At 63.3% G+C, this 19,574-nt stretch carries 23 protein-coding genes; 8 read left to right on the forward strand and 15 right to left on the reverse strand.

What is annotated here, in order from left to right:
• Positions 1-43 precede the first annotated feature (43 nt).
• Both sciP and FEV51_RS07550 read right to left on the reverse strand, forming a co-directional pair.
• The gene (gene sciP / locus FEV51_RS07545; protein WP_138617536.1) at positions 44-343 is read right to left on the reverse strand and encodes a CtrA inhibitor SciP; all 300 of its coding nucleotides are present in this window, start codon (positions 341-343) and stop codon (positions 44-46) included.
• Positions 340-636 (reverse strand): hypothetical protein, encoded by a 297-nt coding sequence (locus tag FEV51_RS07550; RefSeq protein WP_138617538.1) that lies wholly within the window; start codon positions 634-636, stop codon positions 340-342. Before FEV51_RS07550 ends, sciP begins: the two co-directional genes overlap by 4 nt.
• 105 nt (positions 637-741) lie before the next feature.
• Between FEV51_RS07550 and mnmA the strand changes: the two genes are divergently transcribed.
• From mnmA to fcl, 3 genes are all read left to right on the forward strand, one after another.
• A complete protein-coding gene (gene mnmA, locus FEV51_RS07555; RefSeq protein ID WP_138617540.1) occupies positions 742-1,905 on the forward strand; it encodes a tRNA 2-thiouridine(34) synthase MnmA in 1,164 nt (387 codons plus the stop codon).
• 80 nt (positions 1,906-1,985) lie between these two features.
• Positions 1,986-3,032, forward strand: coding sequence for a GDP-mannose 4,6-dehydratase (gene gmd, locus FEV51_RS07560; RefSeq protein WP_138617542.1), 1,047 nt, complete (start codon positions 1,986-1,988; stop codon positions 3,030-3,032).
• Positions 3,029-4,000 carry a GDP-L-fucose synthase gene (fcl, locus tag FEV51_RS07565; RefSeq protein WP_425466611.1) on the forward strand — a complete coding sequence of 324 codons (972 nt, stop codon included), beginning with the start codon at positions 3,029-3,031 and terminating at the stop codon, positions 3,998-4,000. The genes gmd and fcl overlap by 4 nt, the downstream gene beginning before the upstream one ends.
• On the opposite strand, the gene FEV51_RS07570 is transcribed toward fcl, so the two are convergent.
• On the reverse strand, positions 3,981-4,319 hold the full coding sequence (locus FEV51_RS07570) for a hypothetical protein (protein ID WP_138617544.1): 339 nt from the start codon (positions 4,317-4,319) through the stop codon (positions 3,981-3,983). The genes fcl and FEV51_RS07570 overlap by 20 nt on opposite strands.
• A 19-nt stretch (positions 4,320-4,338) precedes the next feature.
• Here FEV51_RS07570 and FEV51_RS07575 point away from each other — a divergent pair, with 19 nt between their 5' ends.
• A complete protein-coding gene (locus FEV51_RS07575) occupies positions 4,339-5,487 on the forward strand; it encodes a serine hydrolase domain-containing protein (protein ID WP_246034491.1) in 1,149 nt (382 codons plus the stop codon).
• Here FEV51_RS07575 and FEV51_RS07580 read toward each other — a convergent pair.
• The 3 genes from FEV51_RS07580 to pdxH are packed head-to-tail and all read right to left on the reverse strand — an operon-like array spanning position 5,472 to position 7,824.
• Positions 5,472-6,278 (reverse strand): PhzF family phenazine biosynthesis protein, encoded by an 807-nt coding sequence (locus FEV51_RS07580; RefSeq protein ID WP_138617546.1) that lies wholly within the window; start codon positions 6,276-6,278, stop codon positions 5,472-5,474. The genes FEV51_RS07575 and FEV51_RS07580 overlap by 16 nt on opposite strands.
• Complete coding sequence (locus FEV51_RS07585; protein ID WP_138617548.1) at positions 6,275-7,222, reverse strand: cation diffusion facilitator family transporter; 948 nt, start codon at positions 7,220-7,222, stop codon at positions 6,275-6,277. The genes FEV51_RS07580 and FEV51_RS07585 overlap by 4 nt, the downstream gene beginning before the upstream one ends.
• On the reverse strand, positions 7,219-7,824 hold the full coding sequence (gene pdxH, locus FEV51_RS07590; RefSeq protein WP_138617550.1) for a pyridoxamine 5'-phosphate oxidase: 606 nt from the start codon (positions 7,822-7,824) through the stop codon (positions 7,219-7,221). Before pdxH ends, FEV51_RS07585 begins: the two co-directional genes overlap by 4 nt.
• 83 nt (positions 7,825-7,907) lie before the next feature.
• Here pdxH and FEV51_RS07595 point away from each other — a divergent pair, with 83 nt between their 5' ends.
• The 4 genes from FEV51_RS07595 to FEV51_RS07610 are packed head-to-tail and all read left to right on the forward strand — an operon-like array spanning position 7,908 to position 11,711.
• A complete protein-coding gene (locus tag FEV51_RS07595; protein WP_138617552.1) occupies positions 7,908-8,876 on the forward strand; it encodes a DnaJ C-terminal domain-containing protein in 969 nt (322 codons plus the stop codon).
• Between the two features lie 3 nt (positions 8,877-8,879).
• Positions 8,880-9,908 (forward strand): YihY/virulence factor BrkB family protein, encoded by a 1,029-nt coding sequence (locus FEV51_RS07600; protein ID WP_171033068.1) that lies wholly within the window; start codon positions 8,880-8,882, stop codon positions 9,906-9,908.
• A complete protein-coding gene (fabI, locus tag FEV51_RS07605; RefSeq protein WP_138617554.1) occupies positions 9,905-10,711 on the forward strand; it encodes an enoyl-ACP reductase FabI in 807 nt (268 codons plus the stop codon). Before FEV51_RS07600 ends, fabI begins: the two co-directional genes overlap by 4 nt.
• A gap of 1 nt (position 10,712) precedes the next feature.
• Entirely contained in the window at positions 10,713-11,711 is a 999-nt protein-coding gene (locus FEV51_RS07610) for an SDR family NAD(P)-dependent oxidoreductase (protein ID WP_138617556.1), read from the forward strand.
• Positions 11,712-11,730: 19 nt separating this feature from the next.
• On the opposite strand, the gene wecC is transcribed toward FEV51_RS07610, so the two are convergent.
• From wecC to rsfS, 9 genes are all read right to left on the reverse strand, one after another.
• Entirely contained in the window at positions 11,731-12,996 is a 1,266-nt protein-coding gene (gene wecC, locus FEV51_RS07615) for a UDP-N-acetyl-D-mannosamine dehydrogenase (RefSeq protein ID WP_138617558.1), read from the reverse strand.
• A 70-nt stretch (positions 12,997-13,066) separates the two neighbouring features.
• Positions 13,067-14,191 (reverse strand): non-hydrolyzing UDP-N-acetylglucosamine 2-epimerase, encoded by a 1,125-nt coding sequence (gene wecB, locus FEV51_RS07620; protein WP_138617560.1) that lies wholly within the window; start codon positions 14,189-14,191, stop codon positions 13,067-13,069.
• A gap of 44 nt (positions 14,192-14,235) precedes the next feature.
• Positions 14,236-14,841: a hypothetical protein gene (locus tag FEV51_RS07625; RefSeq protein WP_138617562.1), complete on the reverse strand. Its 606-nt coding sequence runs from the start codon at positions 14,839-14,841 to the stop codon at positions 14,236-14,238.
• An 87-nt stretch (positions 14,842-14,928) separates the two neighbouring features.
• Positions 14,929-15,456 carry a demethoxyubiquinone hydroxylase family protein gene (locus tag FEV51_RS07630; protein WP_138617564.1) on the reverse strand — a complete coding sequence of 176 codons (528 nt, stop codon included), beginning with the start codon at positions 15,454-15,456 and terminating at the stop codon, positions 14,929-14,931.
• A complete protein-coding gene (locus FEV51_RS07635) occupies positions 15,456-15,929 on the reverse strand; it encodes a disulfide bond formation protein B (RefSeq protein ID WP_138617566.1) in 474 nt (157 codons plus the stop codon). The genes FEV51_RS07630 and FEV51_RS07635 overlap by 1 nt, the downstream gene beginning before the upstream one ends.
• Positions 15,930-15,947: 18 nt before the next feature.
• Positions 15,948-17,285: a S41 family peptidase gene (locus tag FEV51_RS07640; protein WP_138617568.1), complete on the reverse strand. Its 1,338-nt coding sequence runs from the start codon at positions 17,283-17,285 to the stop codon at positions 15,948-15,950.
• A 102-nt stretch (positions 17,286-17,387) separates the two neighbouring features.
• On the reverse strand, positions 17,388-18,611 hold the full coding sequence (locus tag FEV51_RS07645; RefSeq protein WP_138617570.1) for a murein hydrolase activator EnvC family protein: 1,224 nt from the start codon (positions 18,609-18,611) through the stop codon (positions 17,388-17,390).
• A gap of 18 nt (positions 18,612-18,629) precedes the next feature.
• A complete protein-coding gene (locus FEV51_RS07650) occupies positions 18,630-19,052 on the reverse strand; it encodes a 23S rRNA (pseudouridine(1915)-N(3))-methyltransferase RlmH (protein ID WP_138617571.1) in 423 nt (140 codons plus the stop codon).
• A gap of 73 nt (positions 19,053-19,125) precedes the next feature.
• Positions 19,126-19,545, reverse strand: coding sequence for a ribosome silencing factor (gene rsfS / locus FEV51_RS07655; RefSeq protein ID WP_138617574.1), 420 nt, complete (start codon positions 19,543-19,545; stop codon positions 19,126-19,128).
• Positions 19,546-19,574 lie beyond the last annotated feature (29 nt).

The following is a 19,574-nucleotide window of genomic DNA, read 5'->3' on the forward strand; positions in this document are numbered from 1 at the left end:
TGGAAGGCAAATTGGTTCCCTGCGCAGATGCGCGCAGCGGGAATCAGTATTTGAGCTGGCGTTCGTAAAGGTCCCGGTAGTGCTGGATCCGCGTGACCCGCAGGCCCTGCATTCCCGACCGGTCGACCGCGCGCTGCCACGAGGCGAACTCTTCGAGCGTCAGGCTGTACCGCTCCAACACCTCGTCGATGGTCAGCAGGCCGCCATTGACCGCAGCCACGACTTCGGCCTTGCGCCGCACCACCCAGCGCTTCGTCGAAGGCGCAGGCAGGTCAGCAACGGTCATCGGCTCGCCAAGCGGGCCGATTACCTGTGCAGGGCGGATGTCCTGGTTTTCAATCATTCGGTCTCTCGATCGCCTTGAACCGCGCAGTTCGCGGCTTCACCAAGGATTACGGCATCGGGTTTGCCAGCGCTTAAAGCATCATGGTTAATGGGCCGTTTACTTTCATCCGAACTTTCCCGTCTGGCATCGGCAAAGGCGCTAAAATCGCCTTCGCCCGTGCGTGTCAGCTCGTCCCGCAGGTCGCGAGTCGCGGCCAGCTTGGCGACCAGATCGGTCCAGCGGAATCGGCGCAGAACGTCGCTTTCGCGCGGTTCGCCGATATGCTCTGCGTTGAATTGCCCCTCGTACATAACAGTGTGGATAACCGCAGTTGGTAAATAGGTGATGAAGCATCACTGCGGGCAGTTTCGCAGGAGTGCTGGCGTCAACCCCTGCGCGCGTGTATGGCGCGCGACATGCCTGAAGCATTGCTCCCCGAACCGCTGGCCTCCGCCGGGCTTTTCGACCTGCCCCGCGCCGCGAGTGAATGCCGCATCGTGGTGGCGATGTCGGGCGGCGTGGACAGTTCGGTGGTGGCCGCACTGGCCGCGCAGACCGGGGCCGAGGTAATCGGCATCACCTTGCAGCTGTATGATTATGGTGCGGCTACCGGGCGCAAGGGTGCCTGCTGCGCGGGTGACGATATCCGCGACGCGCGCAATGTCGCTGACCGGCTGGGCATTGCGCATTATGTGTTCGATCACGAAAGCGCTTTCCGCGAAGATGTGGTCGAAGCCTTTGCCGATGAATATCTTGCCGGGCGCACCCCGGTGCCCTGCATCCGCTGCAATATGGGGCCGAAGTTTACAGATCTGTTCCGCATGGCCCGTGAACTGGGCGCGGATTGTCTGGCCACCGGACATTATGTGCGACGCGTGATGGGCGCAGCCGGGCTAGAATTGCACCGCGCCGCCGATCCGGCACGCGACCAGTCTTATTTCCTTTATGCCACCACCGATGCGCAGCTCGATTATCTGCGCTTCCCGCTGGGCGGTCTGCCCAAGGCCGAGGTGCGCCAGCTGGCCGAAGCGGCGGGGCTGCGCAATGCGGCCAAGCCGGACAGTCAGGACATCTGTTTCGTGCCCGATGGCGATTACGCCAAGATCGTCCGCAAGCTGCGCCCCGAAGGCGCGCGGCCCGGAGAGATCGTCCACGCTGCAAGTGGCGCAGTGCTGGGTCAGCACAAGGGTGTGATCCATTACACCGTCGGCCAGCGACGCGGACTGGATATCGGCGGGCAGCCTGAACCGCTTTATGTTGTGGGGATCGATGCCGAAAACGCCCGCGTGCTGGCCGGGCCGCGCCGCCTGCTGGCAGTAACCGCCGCACATTTGATCGAAACCAATCGCATCGGCCCGCAGCCGGATGTGCCGCTGACCGCCAAGGTGCGCAGTCTGGCCAAGCCGGTACCGGTTATCGTCGAAGGCGCAATCGGCGACGGCGCCTCCTGCACGCTACGCTTCGAAGTGCCTGAATATGGTGTTGCCCCCGGACAGGCCGCTGTCATTTACGCCGGCGAGCGCGTGGTGGGCGGCGGCTGGATCGATTCCACCGATTCGGGCGTCGCCGAACTGGTCTGAGCCACGGTCACGCAAGGCCGCGGCCTTGCCAAGCGCCGCCAGATGCCGAAAAGACCCAGAAAACAACGGGAGCACACAGCTTGAGCGCGAAACGGGCACTGATCACCGGGGTTACCGGACAGGATGGGTCCTATCTCGCCCGCCTGTTGCTGGCGGAAGGCTATGAGGTTCACGGGGTCAAACGCCGGTCATCCTCGTTCAACACCGGCCGGATCGAGGATATTTACGAAGATCCGCACGTCGACCACCCGCATTTCCACCTGCATTTCGGCGATGTCACCGATGCGACCAATATCATTCGCGTGGTGCAGGAGGTCCAGCCGCACGAAATCTACAACCTCGCTGCACAAAGCCATGTGCTGGTCAGCTTCGAAACCCCCGAATACACTGCCAATGCCGATGCGCTGGGCACGCTGCGCCTGCTGGAGGCGATCCGCATTCTGAAGCTGGAAGGGCAGACGCGCTTTTTCCAGGCATCGACCAGCGAGATGTATGGCAAGGTGCAGGAAACCCCGCAGCGCGAAACCACCCCGTTCTATCCGCGCAGCCCCTATGCGGTGGCCAAGCTCTACGCGCACTGGATCACGGTCAATTACCGCGAAGCGTATAATCTGCACGCATCGTGCGGGATCATGTTCAACCATGAAAGCCCGGTGCGCGGCGAAACCTTTGTGACGCGCAAGATCACGCGTAGCGCAGCGGCGATTGCGCTGGGGCTGGAGGACACGCTGTACCTCGGCAATCTCAATGCGCAGCGCGACTGGGGCCATGCCAGCGAATATGCGCGCGGGATGTGGCTGATGCTGCAACAAGACATGCCGGATGATTACGTGCTGGCCACCGGCGTCACCACGAGCGTGCGCGATTTCACCCGCTGGGCCTTTGAAGATGCCGGTATGACGCTGGAATTTCGCGGCGAGGGCGAAGACGAGAAGGGCTATTGCACCGAAACCGGCAAGTGTCTGGTCGAGATCGATCCCCGCTATTTCCGCCCGACCGAGGTCGATATCCTGCTGGGCGATGCCGCCAAGGCCAAGGCGCAATTGGGCTGGGAAGCGCAGACATCGGCGCGCGAACTGGCGCGCGAAATGGTGGCGGCCGACACTGCCGCGCTGCGCGGATACTGAGCGTGCCGGGATACGCGCTGGCGGGCAAATCGGTCTATGTCGCGGGGCATCGCGGGATGGTCGGCCAGGCACTGGTGCGGCGGCTGGAGCAGGAGGATTGCCGCATCCTGACGGCAGAGCGCAGCGTTGATCTTCGCGAACAGGCCGCAGTGCGCGGCTGGTTTGCCCAGCACCGCCCCGATGCGGTGGTTCTGGCCGCAGCGCGCGTGGGCGGCATCATGGCAAACCAGACCCGCCCCGGCGAATTCCTCTATGACAATATCGCCATTGCCGCCAATGTGATCGAGGCAGCGCGGCAGCAGGAAACCAGTAAGCTGCTGTTCCTCGGATCGTCATGCATCTACCCCAAATTCGCCGATCAGCCGATTGCCGAGGACGCACTGCTGACCGGCCCGCTTGAACCCACCAATGAAGCTTATGCCATTGCCAAGATCGCGGGGATCAAGCTGGCCGCCGCTTATCGCCGCCAATATGGCTGCGACTTTATCTCCGCCATGCCGACCAATCTCTATGGCCCCGGCGACAATTATGATGCGGACAGCAGCCACGTCATCCCCGCGCTGATCCGCCGCGCGCATCATGCCAAAGCGGCGGGGGAGGACAGCATCGCAATCTGGGGCACCGGAACACCGCGGCGCGAATTTCTGCATGTCGATGATCTGGCCGATGCCTGCGTGTTGCTGCTCGAAAACTATTCTGACGAGCAGCATATCAATGTCGGCAGCGGCAAAGACCTGCCGATTGGGCAACTGGCGGCATTGGTCGCCAGAGTGGTGGGTTTTACAGGCCGAATCGACACCGACCCGAGCAAGCCCGATGGCACGCCGCGCAAATTGATGGATTCTGCGCGTCTGTCGGCAATGGGCTGGGCACCGCGTATCGCTTTGGAAGACGGGCTGCGCGATGCCTATGCTGCATTTCTGCGCAGCGAAGCGCGCGGAATGGGCGTTACCCCTCCCACTCCTTGAGCATACAGCCATAGCCCTTGCGATAGGTGGCAGTGTCGGAGGCGATCAGCGGAATCGCGGCGGTCACGCTCTTGCCCGCTTCATCTTCGGAAAAGCTGACCAGCTCCATCCCTTCCAGCTTGTCTTTGCCGCAATCGTCCAGACTGCGTCCCGCCACGAAGCGGCACGAACAGGCCACCCGCGCGCCGTAAGCAGTGGCCGCAGCGCCGGTTTTGCGCACGCCCTCTCCCCAGACGATCCAGGCCGCGCCGGCCAGCGCCGCAGCGATCAGGATCAGCCAGAACCAGCGGCGCGATCGGGGTGATTTTCTATTCGCCATTGCCAAGCGGGTTTTCCTCATGCGACTGACACGGATGATCTCGCCGCGCCGCGCCCCCCTTATCGCCCTTCTCCTTGCCGCTTCAACCCTTGCCGGATGTGGCAGCGCCGCGCCGCCCGAGGAACCGCCGCTGAGCGAGGAGGCATTGGCAGCCGTAAGCAAGAATCCGGGCGCGCCGATCAAGGCAGTGGCGCGTGAAGTGGACGATTTGTTCACGCTCCCCGACTTGGGTGAAACCCGCGCTTTGCTGGTGATGCACGCTGGCGAGATCGCGGCGGAGCGCTACGCGCCCGGCTATGATGCCAATACGCGGCACATCAGCTGGTCGATGGCCAAGAGTGTCACGGCGGTGATGATCGGGATGCTGGTCGCCGATGGCCGGTTGCGGCTGGATGAAAGCGCCCCGGTGCCCCGCTGGCAACGACCCGGCGATGCGCGCGGCGAGATTACGCTGCGCCAGCTGTTGCAGATGCGTTCGGGGCTTGAGCACAGCGAAGCGACCGAACCGCTGTATGAAAGCGCCGAAGTGCGAATGCTGTTTCTCGACGGGCGCGACAACATGGCCGATTATGCCACCGCTCAGCCGTTGGAGGCAGAGCCGGGGGCCAAGTTCGAATATTCTTCCAACACTACGGTCATACTGGCGGACATCGCCGCCCGCGCGCTGACCGACAGTGCCAGTCCCGATGCGCGGCGCAAGGCGGTGGCGGATTATCTGCAGGCGCGGCTGTTCGAACCGCTGGGGATGACATCGGTGGTGCCGGAATTTGACCGCGCGGGCACGCTGATCGGTGGCAGCCTGATCCACGCCACCGCGCGTGACTGGGCAAAATTCGGCGAATTCCTGCGCCACAAGGGCAGCCATAAGGGCACCCAACTGGTCCCGCGCAGCTGGATCGAAAAGATGGTGGAGCCCAGCCCGCGCGCGACGCAATATGGCTTCCAGATCTGGCTCAATCGTCCGCTTCCCGAAGGCGAGGAAGGCCCGCTGATCCCTGATCGCGCGCCGCACAGCATGTTCTCGCTCAGCGGCCATATGGGACAATATGTGATGGTTTCGCCGGCGCAGAAGCTGACAGTGGTGCGGCTGGGCCATTCTGACCGGCCTCAGCGCCGCGCGATGCTTGGGCAGCTCGCCGATGTGCTGGAGCTTTATCCTGCCGAGTGAGGCAGGTAGAACTGCCCCTCGACCACCGTGACACAGGCCCCGCCCAGCCACGCACGATCACCCTCGCGGCGGCAGGTCAGCGTGCCGCCCCGCTTGGATGCCTGATGCGCGGTAAATTGCTCTTGCCCAAGGCGCTCCGCCCAGAAATGGGTGAGAACCGCATGGGCTGATCCCGTGACGCTATCCTCGTCAACGCCGCCGCCCGGCACGAACACGCGGCTGACGACATCGGTTGCAGTGCCCGGTGCCGTACAGATGAACTGGTCATTCCCCAGCTTCTCCAACCCGCGCAAATCGGGGGCAAGCGCGCTCAGCTCGGCCTCGTCTGCATAGAGGAACACGTGATATCCGGTATGATTGCGCCACACCTCACGCGGGGGTTTGCGCAGCAGGGCCGCCGCCTCGTCCCATGGCTCCGGCGCAGTCTGGATCAGCGGCAAGCCCAGCTCATAACCAGCATCGCTGCGCCGCACTTCAAGCAGCCCGGCTTTCCGCGTGCGGAAATTCACGCTGTCACCGCCATCGCGAGCTAACAGCACGTGCCCACTGGCCAGCGTCGCGTGGCCGCACAATTGGACTTCCTCGGTCGGCGTGAACCAGCGCAGCTCCCAATCGGCGGCCCCGCTGTCATCCTTCACGACGAAGGCGGTTTCGGCAAAATTGTTTTCTTCGGCGATGGCCTGGAGAATATCGTCGGGCAGCCATTCCTTCAGCGGTATCACCGCCGCCTGATTGCCGGCGAAGGCCCGGTCGGAAAAGGCATCAACATGCCAATAGGGCAGCGCGATCATGGCTTTTCCTCCAGCCGGGCGAACTCATCCTCTTCGACCAGCGGATTGCCGGGTTCGTCGACATGGCCCGCCGGATCGATGTGAATCAGCAGTTCGATGCCGGGAAAGCGGTGGCACAAATCCGCTTCGACCCGGTCGATGATGTCATGCGCGTTATCGATGGTCATTTCGCCGGGCAGATCGACATGGAACTGCACGAAATCATGCGTCCCGCTGCTGCGCGTGCGCAGATCGTGGAGATTGGACAGCTCGGGATGCTGCGCGGCAGCGGCGACGAAAGCCTGCCGTCTGTCGTCGGGCCATTCGCGGTCCAGCAGCTGGTCAACCGCCTCGCCCGCGGCGCGCCATGCGCCCCACGCCAGCCATGCGGCAATTCCCAAGCCGAACAGCGGGTCCGCGCTCGCAAAGCCCAGAAACTGGTCCAGTACGAGCGCGGCGATAACCGCCAGATTGAGCAGCAAGTCCGATTGGTAATGCACATTGTCTGTGCGAATCGCCAAGGAGCCGGTGCGCGAGATTACGTAACGCTGCCAGCCGATCAGCGCGAAGGTCGCGGCAATCGCTACCAGCGAAACGCCAATCCCCTCGGCTACCGCTGTGGTCTGCGCGCCGCCTGCCAGCCGCTCGATAGCGCGAATCGCGATGCCAAAGGCCGATACGCCGATCAGCATCACCTGGAATATCGCCGCCAAAGCCTCGGCCTTGCCGTGACCGAAGCGGTGTTCGCGGTCGGCAGGCTGCGAGGCGAACCAGACCCCCACCAATGTCGCGAGGCTGGCAATCAGATCCAGCGCCGAATCCGCCAGACTGCCCAGCATCGCGGTCGAGCCGGTCTTCCACGAGGCCCAACTCTTGAGCGTGACCAGCAACACCGCCACGGCGATCGAGGCGAAGGCGGCGCTGCGCGTCAGGCGGGCGCGGTCAGCCTCTGCTGGTGTCATCATGGATAGAGCAGGGCGCTGGACCAGCCGCCCCCCTCTTCGCGGGCGAACAGCCGCCGGTCATGCAGGCGGTTGGGGCGGTCCAGCCAGAACTCTATCCGCTCGGGCGACAGCGTGAAGCCGGTCCAGTGCGGCGGACGCGGGATCTGCTGCTGCCCGGCGAAATGCTCCTCCATCGCCTTGACCCGGTCGAGATAAATCTGGCGATCAGGCAAGGTACGCGACTGGTCCGAGGCCGCCGATCCGATCTGGCTGACCAGCGGGCGCGAATGGAAATAATTGTCCGCCTGATCGGCGCTGACCTCTGTCAGCGCGCCTTCGATACGAATCTGGCGGCGCAGACTCTTCCAGTGAAACAACAGCGAGGCGCGCATATTGGCGCGGATTTCGTGACCCTTGCGGCTTTCGGCATTGGTGAAAAAGGTGAAGCCGTCACGGCCACGCCCTTTCAGCAGCACCATCCGTACCGATGGCGCACCGTCGGGGGTGGCGGTCGCCAGCGCCATCGCATTGGGATCGTTGGGTTCGCTGACTTTTGCCTCGCCAAACCACACTTCGAACAGAGCGAAGGGATCGGATTGGGGGATGGCGCTTTCATGTTCCATGACCAGCAGCCCTAACGCCCGCCGCGCCCAAGCGGAAGCACCTATGCTTGCACAGCCGCGCTGTTACACCTAGCTAACACGCCATGGCCGATCCCTATTCCACTCTTGGTGTCGCGCGCAATGCCGACGAAAAGGCGATCAAGAGCGCCTATCGCAAGCTCGCCAAAGAGCTCCATCCCGACAAGAACAAAGACAATCCCAAAGCGTCGGAACGGTTTTCCGACGTTACCAGGGCTTACGATTTGCTGTCGGACAAGAACACGCGCGCACAATTCGACCGCGGCGAGATCGATGGCGAGGGCAATCCTGCCAATCCCTTTGCAGGAATGGGCGGCGGCGGTAGCGGTTTTGGCGGGGGCGGCTTTGGCGGTGGTCAGGGCGGTTTCCGGGCCGAGGATTTGCAGGGCTTTGCCGGCGAAGGCGTCGATCTCGGCGATATTTTCGACGGTCTGTTCGGCGGCGGCAATGCACGCGGCGGGCCGGGCCGGGGGCAAAGCCCGTTTGGCCGCCAGCAGCGCGCCGCACCGCCGCCCAAGGGCGCGGACATCGCCTATCGGCTGCGTGTGCCCTTCATCGAAGCAGCAACCCGCAAGGACCAGCGCATCACGCTGGCCGATGGCAAGACCATCGATCTGAAACTTCCCGCCGGAACTGAAAACGGCACGCAGATGCGCCTGAAGGGCAAGGGTGAGCGCGGCTCTGGCGGGGCTGGCGATGGCATCGTGACAATCGAAATCGATCGCCACACGTTGTACCGCCGCGAGGGCGATGATGTGCGCTTCGACCTGCCGATCACGCTCGACGAAGCGGTCAATGGCGGCAAGGTCCGCGTGCCGACAGTTGACGGCGCAGTGATGATGACGATCAAGCCGGGCACCAGCGGCGGCACCGTGCTGAGGCTGAAGGGCAAGGGCTTTTCGAAGAAGTCCGGCACCCGCGGCGATCAGCTGGTGACGCTGGAAATCCAGCTGCCCGATGACCTGACCGAGCTTGCCAAGCGGCTCGAGGGATGGAAAGACGAAGCAGATCCGCGCAGCAAGCTCGGGGTATAGCTTTTGTCGCCTGCAGAACTTCCGGACCCGGAAGACCGCGAAATCCAGTCGCTCTCGCCCGAGGCTCGCCGCCTTGAGGCCGCGCGCTTTCGCCACCGGGTGGCCGCACAGATGGGGCCGGGAACCCGCATCTGGAATGTCGCCAAGCGCACGCTGGTGGGCACTTATAACGATGGCTTCATCCACGCCGGCAATCTTGCCTATCTGGCGATGCTGGCGATTTTTCCCTTCTTCATTCTGGGCGCAGCCGTGTTTTCCGCCATTGGCGAGGAGGCTGATCGTGCCGCGATGGTCAATGCGATCCTGTTCGCGCTGCCGCCGCAGGTGGGCAATGTTATCGAGCCGGTGGCCCGCGATGTGATTGGCGCGCGTAGCGGCTGGCTGCTGTGGGCAGGCGCGCTGGTGGCGCTGTGGACTGTTGGCAGCCTGGTCGAAACCATCCGCGACATCCTGCGCCGTGCCTATGGCACCAAGGCGACGCAGGCGTTCTGGAAATACCGCCTGCTGTCGACCGGGGTGATACTGGGCGCAGTCTTCCTGTTGCTGCTGTCGCTGCTGGCGCAGGTGATAATCGGCACCGCGCAGGAAGTGATCGAGGCCTATATCCCCGAACTGGTGGACCGCATTTCGGACCTGCGGCTGACCCGTATCATCCCCGCATTTGGCCTGTTCGGATCGCTGTATCTGATTTTCTACACACTGACCCCCTCGGCCTATCGCAGCCGTCGTTATCCCAAATGGCCCGGCGTGCTGCTGACCACGCTGTGGTGGGTGATGGTCACCACCGCCATGCCGGTCGCGCTGCGCAGCTTCTTCACCTATGATCTGACCTATGGCAGCCTGGCCGGGATCATGGTCGCGCTGTTCTTTTTCTGGCTTGTCGGGCTGGGGGTGGTTATCGGCGCGGAACTTAATGCGGCGCTGGCCGAAACGCCTGAGGAAACGATGAACCCCATCGGGCAGGCCGATGACCGGCAGCGCAGGAAAGCAGCAAAGGCTCTTGCACAAGAGCAGAAAGGCACGGCGGAATGAGCGGTCTGATGGCAGGCAAGCGTGGTCTCATCATGGGGCTCGCCAATGACAAATCGCTGGCCTGGGGAATTGCCAAGAAGCTGGCCGAACACGGCGCGGAAATGGCGTTTTCCTATCAGGGAGAGGCGCTGAAGAAGCGGGTCGAGCCGCTGGCGGCGCAATTGGGCAGCGATTTCGTGTTCGAATGCGACGTGTCGGAAATGACTGTGCTGGATGCCGCCTTCGATGCCTTGAAGAAACGCTGGGACACCATCGATTTCGTGGTCCACGCCATCGGCTTTTCCGACAAGACAGAATTGCGCGGGCAATATGTCGATACTAGCCTCGACAATTTCCTGATGACCATGAACATTTCGGCCTACAGCCTGGTAGCGGTGGCCAAGCGTGCGCGCGAAATGATGCCCAATGGCGGCAGCATCCTGACGCTGACCTATTACGGCGCGGAAAAGGTGATCCCGCATTACAATGTGATGGGCGTTGCCAAGGCCGCGCTGGAAACCAGTGTGCAATATCTTGCCAATGATCTTGGCCCGGAAAACATCCGCGTCAATGCGATCAGCGCCGGACCGATCAAGACGCTGGCCGCCAGCGGGATCGGCGATTTCCGCTATATCCTGAAATGGAACGAGCTGAACGCACCCCTGCGCCGCAATGTCACGATCGAGGATGTCGGCGGTTCGGGGCTGTATTTCCTGTCCGAACTGTCTTCGGGCGTCACGGGTGAAACGCACCATGTCGATGCGGGCTATCACGTCGTCGGCATGAAGCAGGAAGACGCGCCCGACATCGCGCTCGACAAATAGGATGCGCGTCCTCGTCACCGGGGCGGCGGGATTTATCGGGGCTGCGGTCGCGCGGCGCTTGTGCGAACGCGGCGACAGCGTGCTGGGGATCGACAGCCTCGACCCCTATTATCAGGTCTCGCTGAAAGAAGACCGGCTGCGCGAACTGACCGCCGCAGCGCCCGACCGCTTCGCTTTCAAACAGGTCGATTTCTCGGACTGGGCGGCATTGCAATCGGCGCTTGAGGGCGAGGAATTTGCTGCCATCATCCACCTCGGGGCGCAGGCGGGGGTGCGCTATTCGCTTGAGAACCCGCACGCTTATGTCTCTGCGAATCTGATGGGCCATCTCAATCTGCTGGAAATCGCGCGCGCGCGGCAGACCGGCCATATGGTCTATGCCAGCTCGTCTTCGGTCTATGGCGGCAATGACAAGCTACCCTTCGCAGTGGAGGACCGCGCCGACCATCCGGTCTCGCTCTATGCCGCGACCAAGCGCGCTGACGAGCTGATGAGCGAAACTTACGCGCATCTCTATCGCCTGCCGCTGACCGGTCTGCGGTTCTTTACAGTCTATGGCCCTTGGGGACGGCCCGATATGGCGCTGTGGCTGTTCACCGATGCGATCCTGGCCGGCCGCCCGATCAAAGTGTTCAACCACGGCGAGATGTGGCGCGATTTCACCTTTATCGACGACATCGTCAGCGGCGTGGTCGCCTGTCTCGACAAACCGCCTGCGGATGACGACAGCGAAAAGGCAGGGGGCAGCGTCAAGCCGCACGCGCTGTACAATATCGGCAACCACCGCAGCGAACATCTGATGAAGGTCATCGGCCTGATCGAGGATGCATGCGGCAAGAAGGCGCAGCTGGAAATGCTGCCGATGCAGGCGGGCGATGTCGAGAAAACCTATGCCGATATCGACGCGATCCAGCGCGACATCGGCTATCAGCCCACCACCACCATCGAACACGGCATCCCGCAATTTGTGCAATGGTACCGCGCCTACCACGGGGTCTGAGTGTCAGACCCGCAGGCGCTCAAGCCACGTCGGGCCAGATGCCGCGCGTGTCGTAAACCGCTGCGCCGCGGCGTTCTTCGGGCGGGATTACTTTGAACACATCATGATCGACCAGCACGATGATCACGCCGCAATTTTCCAGCGCGGTGTCGATATCGACCAGTTGCGCGTCTGAACCCTCGAATTCGGGTGGCAGTTCGCCCGCATAGGGTTCGACCACCCGCACCCGGCTGCCGTATTCGCGGGCCAGGCTGGCGGCGACATAGCGTGCGGGGCTTTCGCGGAAATCGTCGATATTGGCTTTGAACGCGAGGCCGAGACAGGCGATTTTCGCGCCCGGATTGGCGGCCACCAATGCCTTTGCGCGGGCCAGCACGTGGTGCATCTTGGCATCGTTGGTTTCGCGCGCCTGGCGGATCATCTTGGCCTGCTGCGGCGCGCCGTGGACGATGAACCACGGGTCCACGGCAATACAATGCCCGCCCACGCCGGGGCCGGGCTGGAGGATGTTGACGCGCGGATGGCGATTGGCCAGCCGGATCACTTCCCAGACGTCGAGCCCCTGTTCATCGGCGATCATCGACAATTCATTGGCAAAGGCGATGTTCACGTCGCGAAAGGCGTTTTCGACCAGCTTGGTCATTTCCGCCGAGCGGGCGTCGGTGGTGACGCATTCGCCCTTCACAAAGCGTTTGTAAAAGGCGAGCGCCTTGCGCGCGCAGCGCGGGGTTATACCGCCGATCGAGCGGTCATTGTGTGTCAGCTCTTCGAGGATCTTGCCCGGCAGCACACGCTCGGGGCAATAGGCAATCGAGACATCGGGCTGGCCTTCGCACAGGCCCGGCATCGCCAGATCGGGGCGTTTGGCGGCGATCATGTCACGCATCGCCTCGGTCGTGGCGACGGGTGAGGTGGATTCCAGAATCACCACATCGCCCTTTTTCAGCACGGCAGCGACCTGCTCTGCCGCTGCCAAGACATAGGAGATATCGGGCGTGTGATTACCATCCTTGGCAAAGGGCGTGGGCACCGCGATCACAAAGACATCGGCCGGCGCGATCTGGGTCGAAGCCTTGAGCAAGCCGCGCTGGACCACCGCCTGCACCAACCCGTCCAGATCGACTTCCTCGATATGAATCTCGCCGCGATTGATCGTCTCGACCACATTTTCGGACACATCGACACCCAGTACCGGGCAGCCAGCTCGCGCGATAATCGCGGCGGTGGGCAGGCCGATATAGCCGAGGCCGATGACGCAGACGTCGGGTTTGGTGTCACCGCGCATGAAATATGAATCCCTGAACCATTCTCAGGAGCGTTTAGCCTGTGTCGGTAAATTTAACAGTAACGCTGTTTCAACGGTCCGCCAGCAGATCGCATATCCGAGCGGCAGCATGACCGTCCCCGAAGGGATTGTGCGCACGCGCCATCGCGGCATAGGCTGCGGGGTCGTCGAGCAGGCGCTTAGTCTCGGCCACGATGATGTCGGCATCGGTGCCCACCAGCTTGGCCGTGCCAGCCTCCACGCCCTCGGGCCGCTCGGTCGTTTCGCGCATCACCAGCACCGGCTTGCCCAATGCGGGCGCCTCTTCCTGCACGCCGCCGCTATCGGTCAACATCAGCGTACTGATATCGAGCAGCCGCGCGAAGTGCGGGTAGTCGAGCGGCTCGATCAACGCGACATTGTCCAGCCCCGCCAGCTGCTGGTTCATCACCGCGCGGACATTGGGGTTGAGATGGACGGGGAAGATCACTGCGACATCGCGCCGCGCCGCGATCCGCTTTACCGCATCGGCGATACCCTGCATCCCGGCCCCGAAATTTTCGCGCCGGTGGCTGGTCATGCCGATGATCCGCTTGCCGACAAAGCGCTCCTCAAGCGCGGAAAGTCCGGTGGCGAGACCCGGCTGCTCTGCAATCCGCCGGGTAACCCAATGCAGCGCATCGATTACGGTATTGCCAGTAACGTGAATGCTGTCCGCCGCGACATTTTCACGCCGCAGCGCCGCCGCAGCGGTTTCTGTCGGCGCGCAATGCAGTGCCGCAAACGTGCCCACCACGCGGCGGTTGACCTCTTCAGGCCAGGGGTGATGGATGTTGCCGCTGCGCAGTCCCGCCTCGACATGGCACACCGGAATCTTGCGGTAATAGGCCGCGATCGCGCCAGCCATGACTGTGGTTGTATCGCCCTGCACCACCACCCAGTCGGGCTGCTCTATATCGAGCACCTTGCCAATGCCGGTCAGCGCGCGGGCGGTGAGTTCATCCAGCGTCTGGCCCGGTGTCATCAGGTCAAGATCATGATCGGGCACCACGCCTGCGATATCCAGCACCTGATCAAGCATTCCGCGATGCTGCGCAGAAACGCATACGCGGCTGATGAAGCGGTCATCCGCTTCCAGCGCATGGACCAGCGGGAAAAGTTTGATGGCTTCGGGACGGGTACCGAATACGGTAAGTATCTTGCGGGTCACTGACATGCGCGATCTAGTAACCGTAAATGGTTAAATCGCCATAGGGGCAATCAAAGTTCCGGTGGCTGAGAAAGCTCTTCTTCAGTCACAAGATTTCCCGGCGTGGCAGATTCCGTCGTTTCATCAGCAGTCGGCGCAGCGCGTTCGCGTTCGAGCCGCTCCATATAGTCGCGCTCGATCATTTCGACCCGCTCCTGCTCGGCGGCGGCTTCGGCGTCGATCCCGCCCAGCCGGTCGGCGCGGGCGGCGTCAACCAGCTGGCCAAAGCGGATGCTGCTGGCATTGGCCTTGTCGGCATAGGCTTTCCTGATCATTTCCTGCGTGCAGCCGGTAAACCCGCCCGCGCCCGAAGGTGAACAGGAAAACGCGCCCGAAGCGCCAACCATCTCCAGCTGCTCAACCCGCTCTGCCCATGAATTGTTCGCGGGATCGTCGGACAGGCGCAATTCCTGCGGGATGCGGTAACGCTCGTTCTCGGCCTGACGCGCGCAAACCACAATCTGGTCGGCAGTGCTTTCAGGGCAGCGGTCATCGCCATAAACGATGACCATGTTGACCGTTTCTTCCTCGGCGGCGTCCTGCGCCATAGCGGGGGCGGTGAAGGCCAGCGGAGACGCGATCAACGCGGCAGCGGCAAAAGTGCGGAACAGGGTCATTATCATCGTCTCCCAGCAAGGCGCGCAGTTAAGGCGGCGCAGCGGTGAATGGTTGGTGAAGCGCAGCATCCGGGACGGCAATTCCCGTCAGATACGCTCCGACAATTTGATCGCGGCGCGGCAGCCCAGCCGGATCACGCCCGATAGCAGGGGGTACGCAGGCGCCCGCTCTGCCCCAGCGGCCAGCGCGGCCCCCAGATGCTCGCGCTCGTCCTCGCGGAATTCCTCGATCATGCCGGCCAGCTCGGGATCTTCGCCGGTGGCGTGCAATTGGTCGAGCTGGTCGGAATAATGCTTGTCGATCTCGGTTTCGACCGCTGCTGTGCAAGCCATCGCCGCTTCCGGCCCCAGCAGCGCAGTCGCCGCGCCCAGCGCATAACCCGCCACTGACCAGAACGGTTGCAGCGCGGTAGGGCGCACGCTGCGGCGTGCCATCAGAGCATCGAATTTTGCGCGGTGGCCCGCTTCCTGCTCTGCCATGCCTTCGATCTCGGCAGAATGCGGGGCGCGGTCGCCCATTACTGCCAATTGCCCGGCGTAAATGCGAGTCGCGCCAAATTCGCCCGCCTGGTCGACACGGATCATGCTGGCGATATGGTCAGGGGCCTTGGTCATCAGGATGGCTTCTTGCCGAGCAGCCGCAGGATAACAACCCCTGCCGCCGTGGAGATCAGGAAGTTGAAACCCGCCAGGCTGATGCCAAGGAAGCGCCACGCCGCCTCGTCACAGCGCACCAGCGGGGTGTTCATGATCTGCTCCAGCGCGCTGCCGCCTTCGTCCGACAGCATGGCAGAGCAGGACGTGATGCCGTCCCACCAGTGATATTCGACGCCCGCATGGAACAGGCCGATCAGGCCCGACACGATGATGGCAAATCCAGCCAGCGTCACCAGCAGACGGCGTGACGGGGCTAAGAACGACAGCAGCGCCAGCGCCAGCGCCGCGAAATGCGGCCAGCGCTGCCACCAGCACATCTCGCAAGGGTACAGGCCAAAGCCATATTGCGCGACATAGGCCCCGCCCAGCAAAAGCGCAGGCACGGCCAGCGCCAGACGCTGCGCCAGTCTCTCGTTAGCGGTGTCGATCATGCCAGTTGCAGGCCCGGATTACTTGGCGCGGGCAACGGCGCTGGGCGCGGTGCGGCGCAGCGTTTCCAAGGCATAATGCAGCTGGAAATCCTCGATCCCCTGCTCCTTCAATTCCTCGGCAGTCAGCTGGAAGCGAGGGTCTTCGCGCTTATCCGCTTCCATCGCATCATCGGCCAGCGTGGCTTCATTAATCAGATGGCCGCGGAGATCCGATTCGCGCAGCACGAATTTGGCGCGCTTGGCGAGGTCGGGATCGCTCAGCTGCGGGACCGTGATATCGGGCTTGATCCCGCCTTCCTGCACCGAATGGCCCGAAGGCGTGAAATACCGCGCCGTTGTCAGCTTTAGCGCCGCATCGCGGCCCAGCGGCAGTAATGTCTGCACGCTGCCCTTGCCAAAGCTGCGTTCGCCCATGACCACTGCGCGGCGATGATCCTGCAGCGCGCCGGCCACAATTTCGCTGGCCGAGGCCGATCCGGCATCGATCAGCACTACAATCGGCACACCGGCGGCAATATCGCCGCGGAACACGGTTTCGGCGTCATAGCTGATGCTTTCGCCGCGTGCGCGGCCGCGCTGCGACACGATTTGCCCCTTGGTCAGGAACAGATCGCCCAGCGCCACCGCTTCATCAAGGCTGCCGCCCGGGTTCGAGCGCAGGTCGAGCACCAGCCCACTCATCCGCCCGCTGGCGTTCTTGCGCATATCCTCCCACGCGGAGAACACATCGCTACCGACATCGCGCGAAAATTCATTGACCATGATGTGACCGATATTGCCCGGCTTAAGCTCCCAGGTGACCGGCTCCAGCTCGATCACGCCGCGTGTCACGGTGACATCGAACGGCTCTTCGCGACCGGCGCGGAAAATCGTCAGCCGGATCGCAGTGCCTTCTGGCCCGCGCATTTGCGACACGGCTTCGTCCAGGCTGCCGCCATAGATCAGTTTGCCGTTCAGATGGGTGATGAAGTCGCCCGCCTTAATGCCAACCTTGTCCGCCGGACTGCCGCGGAAGGGCGAGATCACCTTGACCGCGCCGTCTTCCATCGCAACCGACAGGCCAAGACCCGAATAATTGCCATCGATCATCGTCTCCAGCCGCTGGAGATCGCTGCCGTCGAGATAGCCGGAGTGCGGATCGAGCGCGGCGAGCATGCCGTCGATCATCCCGCGCATCAGCACATCGTCCTTCACCGGCTCGACATAGCTGGCCTTGATCCGCTGATAAACCGCCAGTACCTTGGCAAATTCGGGACCGGCGCGGCCATCGACCTGCGCAAGGCCCGCCGTCGTGGCGGGTATCAGAGCCAGCGCGGTCACCAGCGCGGCGGATCGGGCGTAATGGGCGAATTTCATCCTGCGGCGAACTCCTGCGTGCAAGTGCATCGTATCGCGCACTGCCGGTTAATGCCAGATGAGGCGTGGATTGGCCCGATCAAGCAAAATTCGACAAATGCGTCAGTCGGCATGGTCGAGCGGGTTTATAGGCGCGCCGTCACGGCGCAGCTCCAGCGTGATTTCAGGATCGCTGCGCGCCGCCAGCCCTAATGGTGATCCGGCGGCGACTCGCTGTCCAACCGCGACATCGAGACTGGCCAGTCCCGTCACCAGACTGGTCCAGCCGCCCGCATGCTCGACAATCGCGATCCGGCCATAGCCGCGATAGGGACCGGCAAAGGCTACGCGGCCCGCTGCGGGCGCAACCACTTGTGCGCCGCTGCGCGGGATCAGCGCGATACCGGGGCGGCGCGCACCGCTGCCACTGGCCGCTTCACCAAACCCGCCGACCAGCCGTCCGGCAACCGGCAGCTGGTAATCGGCAGGCGGCTGCGTTGACGTTGGCGAAGGGCTTGGCGGCGGCGGGGCTGTCACCGCGCCGGGATTGGCGGGGCGGGGGATTGGCCCCGGCAGCGCGGCCAGCCGCGTGCGCAGCGTGCCCGCCTGCTCAAGCTGCCCGACCAGCGCATCCAGATCGCGGGTCTGTTCGGCCAGTGCCTGTGCGCGGCGGTTTTCGCGCGACGCATCGCCCGACACGCGGCGCGCCACCAGCCGTTCTTTCTCCGCCAGAGTGGCCAGATCGCGGCGGCGTCCTTTCAGTGTCGCCTCCGCCTCGCGCCCATCGGCATAGGCCGTGCGCGCTTCGCCTTGCAGCGTCCGGGCACGCTCCAGATCGCCGCGCAGCGATGCCGTGCGGGCGCGCACCAACGGGACAGTGCTGCCAAGAACGGCGCGGGTGTAAACCAGATCCTGCAGGCTGCCCGGCTGGAACATCGTGAGTGTCATTGGCCGCCGCGCCATATTTTGCAGCGCGCCGGTCAACCGGACCAGCGGTTCACGCCGCGCCGCCAGCTTGCGGTCGAGCGTCCGGCGCTGCGCCGTTACGAGCGCCAGCTGCGCCTCTGCCGCAGTTGCCGCCGCCTCGGCCTGCTGGACGCGGGCTGCCAGCGCCGCCGCTTGCGCCGATGCCTTGTCAGCCGCCTGCAACGCACCGGCTGCGCGCTGCTCCAGCCGTTCGCTGCGGGCGCGGGCGTTACGTTGTTGCTGGCGCGCAATGTCGAGCGCCTTGCTGGCCTCTGCCGAAGTGGAAAATCGCGTGTCCTGTGCTGTCAGCGGCCCGATCAGTGCGGGAACAGCGACAAGGCCGCCCGTCAGGACAAGGATGGCAAGAGCGCGGCGGATCATGATGTCACTCCTGCCGCATTATCCGCTGCGATGGTAGGGGTGTCCGGCAAGGATGGTGGTCGCGCGGTACAATTGCTCGGCCAGCATGGCGCGCGCCAGCAAATGCGGCCAGGTTGCCGTGCCATAGGCGATCAGCAAATCCGCCGCCCCGCGTTCCGCGCGCGAATGGCCGTCAGCCGCGCCCAGCACAAAGCGGCACTCGCGCGTCCCGTCATCGCGCCAGCGGCCCAATATTGCTGCAAATTCCTCCGACGACAGATCCTTGCCGCGCTCGTCCAGCAACACCGTTTTGTATGGAGTGACCGGATCGGGAATGCGCCCGCCGTTTTCGGGAAGCTCGGTAATCTTCACCGGCCAGGTGAGCCGCTTCTCATAACGCGCGACCAGCTCCGCCTCGGGAGAGCGAGCGATTTTGCCGCGAGCTATGATGTGCAGGAGCATATTGGTTCGCTCTCACGGCAGATTGCTGCGCGATCACCTTCGAGGGAGCGGCATTGCGGCGCTACAGACGTGTTTAAGCCGTGCCAGCCACTGGTGGCGCGTCGCCAAAGGCCCACATCCGTTCCAGGTTGTAGAAGCTGCGGACTTCGGGCCGGAACAGGTGGACGATCACATCACCGGCATCGACCAGCACCCAATCGGCGGCGGGAAGCCCTTCGAGCTTCACCGGGCCGCGCCCTGCGTGCTTGATCTTTTCAGCCAGTTTCTGCGCCATGGCCGCAACCTGCCGCGTCGAACGGCCGGACGCGATCACCATAAAATCGGCGATCGAGCTTTTGCCTTCGAGTGGGATGGTCACAACGTCATGCGCCTGGTCGTCGTCGAGATGCTCCAGCACCATCGCCAACAGCGGGTCCTGGTTTGCATCAGCCAAGCGGGTCACCGTGGCAGTAGCGGAATCGGCCTTGGCCGAGGGGGTTTGCGCCTGCGTCATAGGCAGATGCGGTACTCCTGAATAAGGGG

Source organism: Qipengyuania marisflavi (assembly GCF_005884405.1).
GTDB classification, from domain to species: Bacteria; Pseudomonadota; Alphaproteobacteria; order Sphingomonadales; family Sphingomonadaceae; genus Qipengyuania; species Qipengyuania marisflavi.

Bases quoted from the DNA above. Each gene is read 5' to 3' on its own strand.
- wecC (WP_138617558.1), bottom strand. From the start codon at position 12,996: ATGCGCGGTGACACCAAACCCGACGTCTGCGTCATCGGCCTCGGCTAT.
- wecB (WP_138617560.1), bottom strand. From the start codon at position 14,191: ATGTCAGTGACCCGCAAGATACTTACCGTATTCGGTACCCGTCCCGAA.
- FEV51_RS07595 (WP_138617552.1), top strand. From the start codon at position 7,908: ATGGCCGATCCCTATTCCACTCTTGGTGTCGCGCGCAATGCCGACGAA.
- FEV51_RS07580 (WP_138617546.1), bottom strand. From the start codon at position 6,278: ATGATCGCGCTGCCCTATTGGCATGTTGATGCCTTTTCCGACCGGGCC.
- FEV51_RS07645 (WP_138617570.1), bottom strand. From the start codon at position 18,611: ATGATCCGCCGCGCTCTTGCCATCCTTGTCCTGACGGGCGGCCTTGTC.
- mnmA (WP_138617540.1), top strand. From the start codon at position 742: ATGCCTGAAGCATTGCTCCCCGAACCGCTGGCCTCCGCCGGGCTTTTC.
- FEV51_RS07635 (WP_138617566.1), bottom strand. From the start codon at position 15,929: ATGATCGACACCGCTAACGAGAGACTGGCGCAGCGTCTGGCGCTGGCC.
- FEV51_RS07630 (WP_138617564.1), bottom strand. From the start codon at position 15,456: ATGACCAAGGCCCCTGACCATATCGCCAGCATGATCCGTGTCGACCAG.
- FEV51_RS07570 (WP_138617544.1), bottom strand. From the start codon at position 4,319: ATGGCGAATAGAAAATCACCCCGATCGCGCCGCTGGTTCTGGCTGATC.
- FEV51_RS07640 (WP_138617568.1), bottom strand. From the start codon at position 17,285: ATGAAATTCGCCCATTACGCCCGATCCGCCGCGCTGGTGACCGCGCTG.
- FEV51_RS07650 (WP_138617571.1), bottom strand. From the start codon at position 19,052: ATGCTCCTGCACATCATAGCTCGCGGCAAAATCGCTCGCTCTCCCGAG.
- FEV51_RS07575 (WP_246034491.1), top strand. From the start codon at position 4,339: ATGCGACTGACACGGATGATCTCGCCGCGCCGCGCCCCCCTTATCGCC.
- FEV51_RS07585 (WP_138617548.1), bottom strand. From the start codon at position 7,222: ATGATGACACCAGCAGAGGCTGACCGCGCCCGCCTGACGCGCAGCGCC.
- FEV51_RS07550 (WP_138617538.1), bottom strand. From the start codon at position 636: ATGTACGAGGGGCAATTCAACGCAGAGCATATCGGCGAACCGCGCGAA.
- sciP (WP_138617536.1), bottom strand. From the start codon at position 343: ATGATTGAAAACCAGGACATCCGCCCTGCACAGGTAATCGGCCCGCTT.
- fabI (WP_138617554.1), top strand. From the start codon at position 9,905: ATGAGCGGTCTGATGGCAGGCAAGCGTGGTCTCATCATGGGGCTCGCC.
- FEV51_RS07625 (WP_138617562.1), bottom strand. From the start codon at position 14,841: ATGACCCTGTTCCGCACTTTTGCCGCTGCCGCGTTGATCGCGTCTCCG.
- FEV51_RS07610 (WP_138617556.1), top strand. From the start codon at position 10,713: ATGCGCGTCCTCGTCACCGGGGCGGCGGGATTTATCGGGGCTGCGGTC.
- rsfS (WP_138617574.1), bottom strand. From the start codon at position 19,545: ATGACGCAGGCGCAAACCCCCTCGGCCAAGGCCGATTCCGCTACTGCC.
- pdxH (WP_138617550.1), bottom strand. From the start codon at position 7,824: ATGGAACATGAAAGCGCCATCCCCCAATCCGATCCCTTCGCTCTGTTC.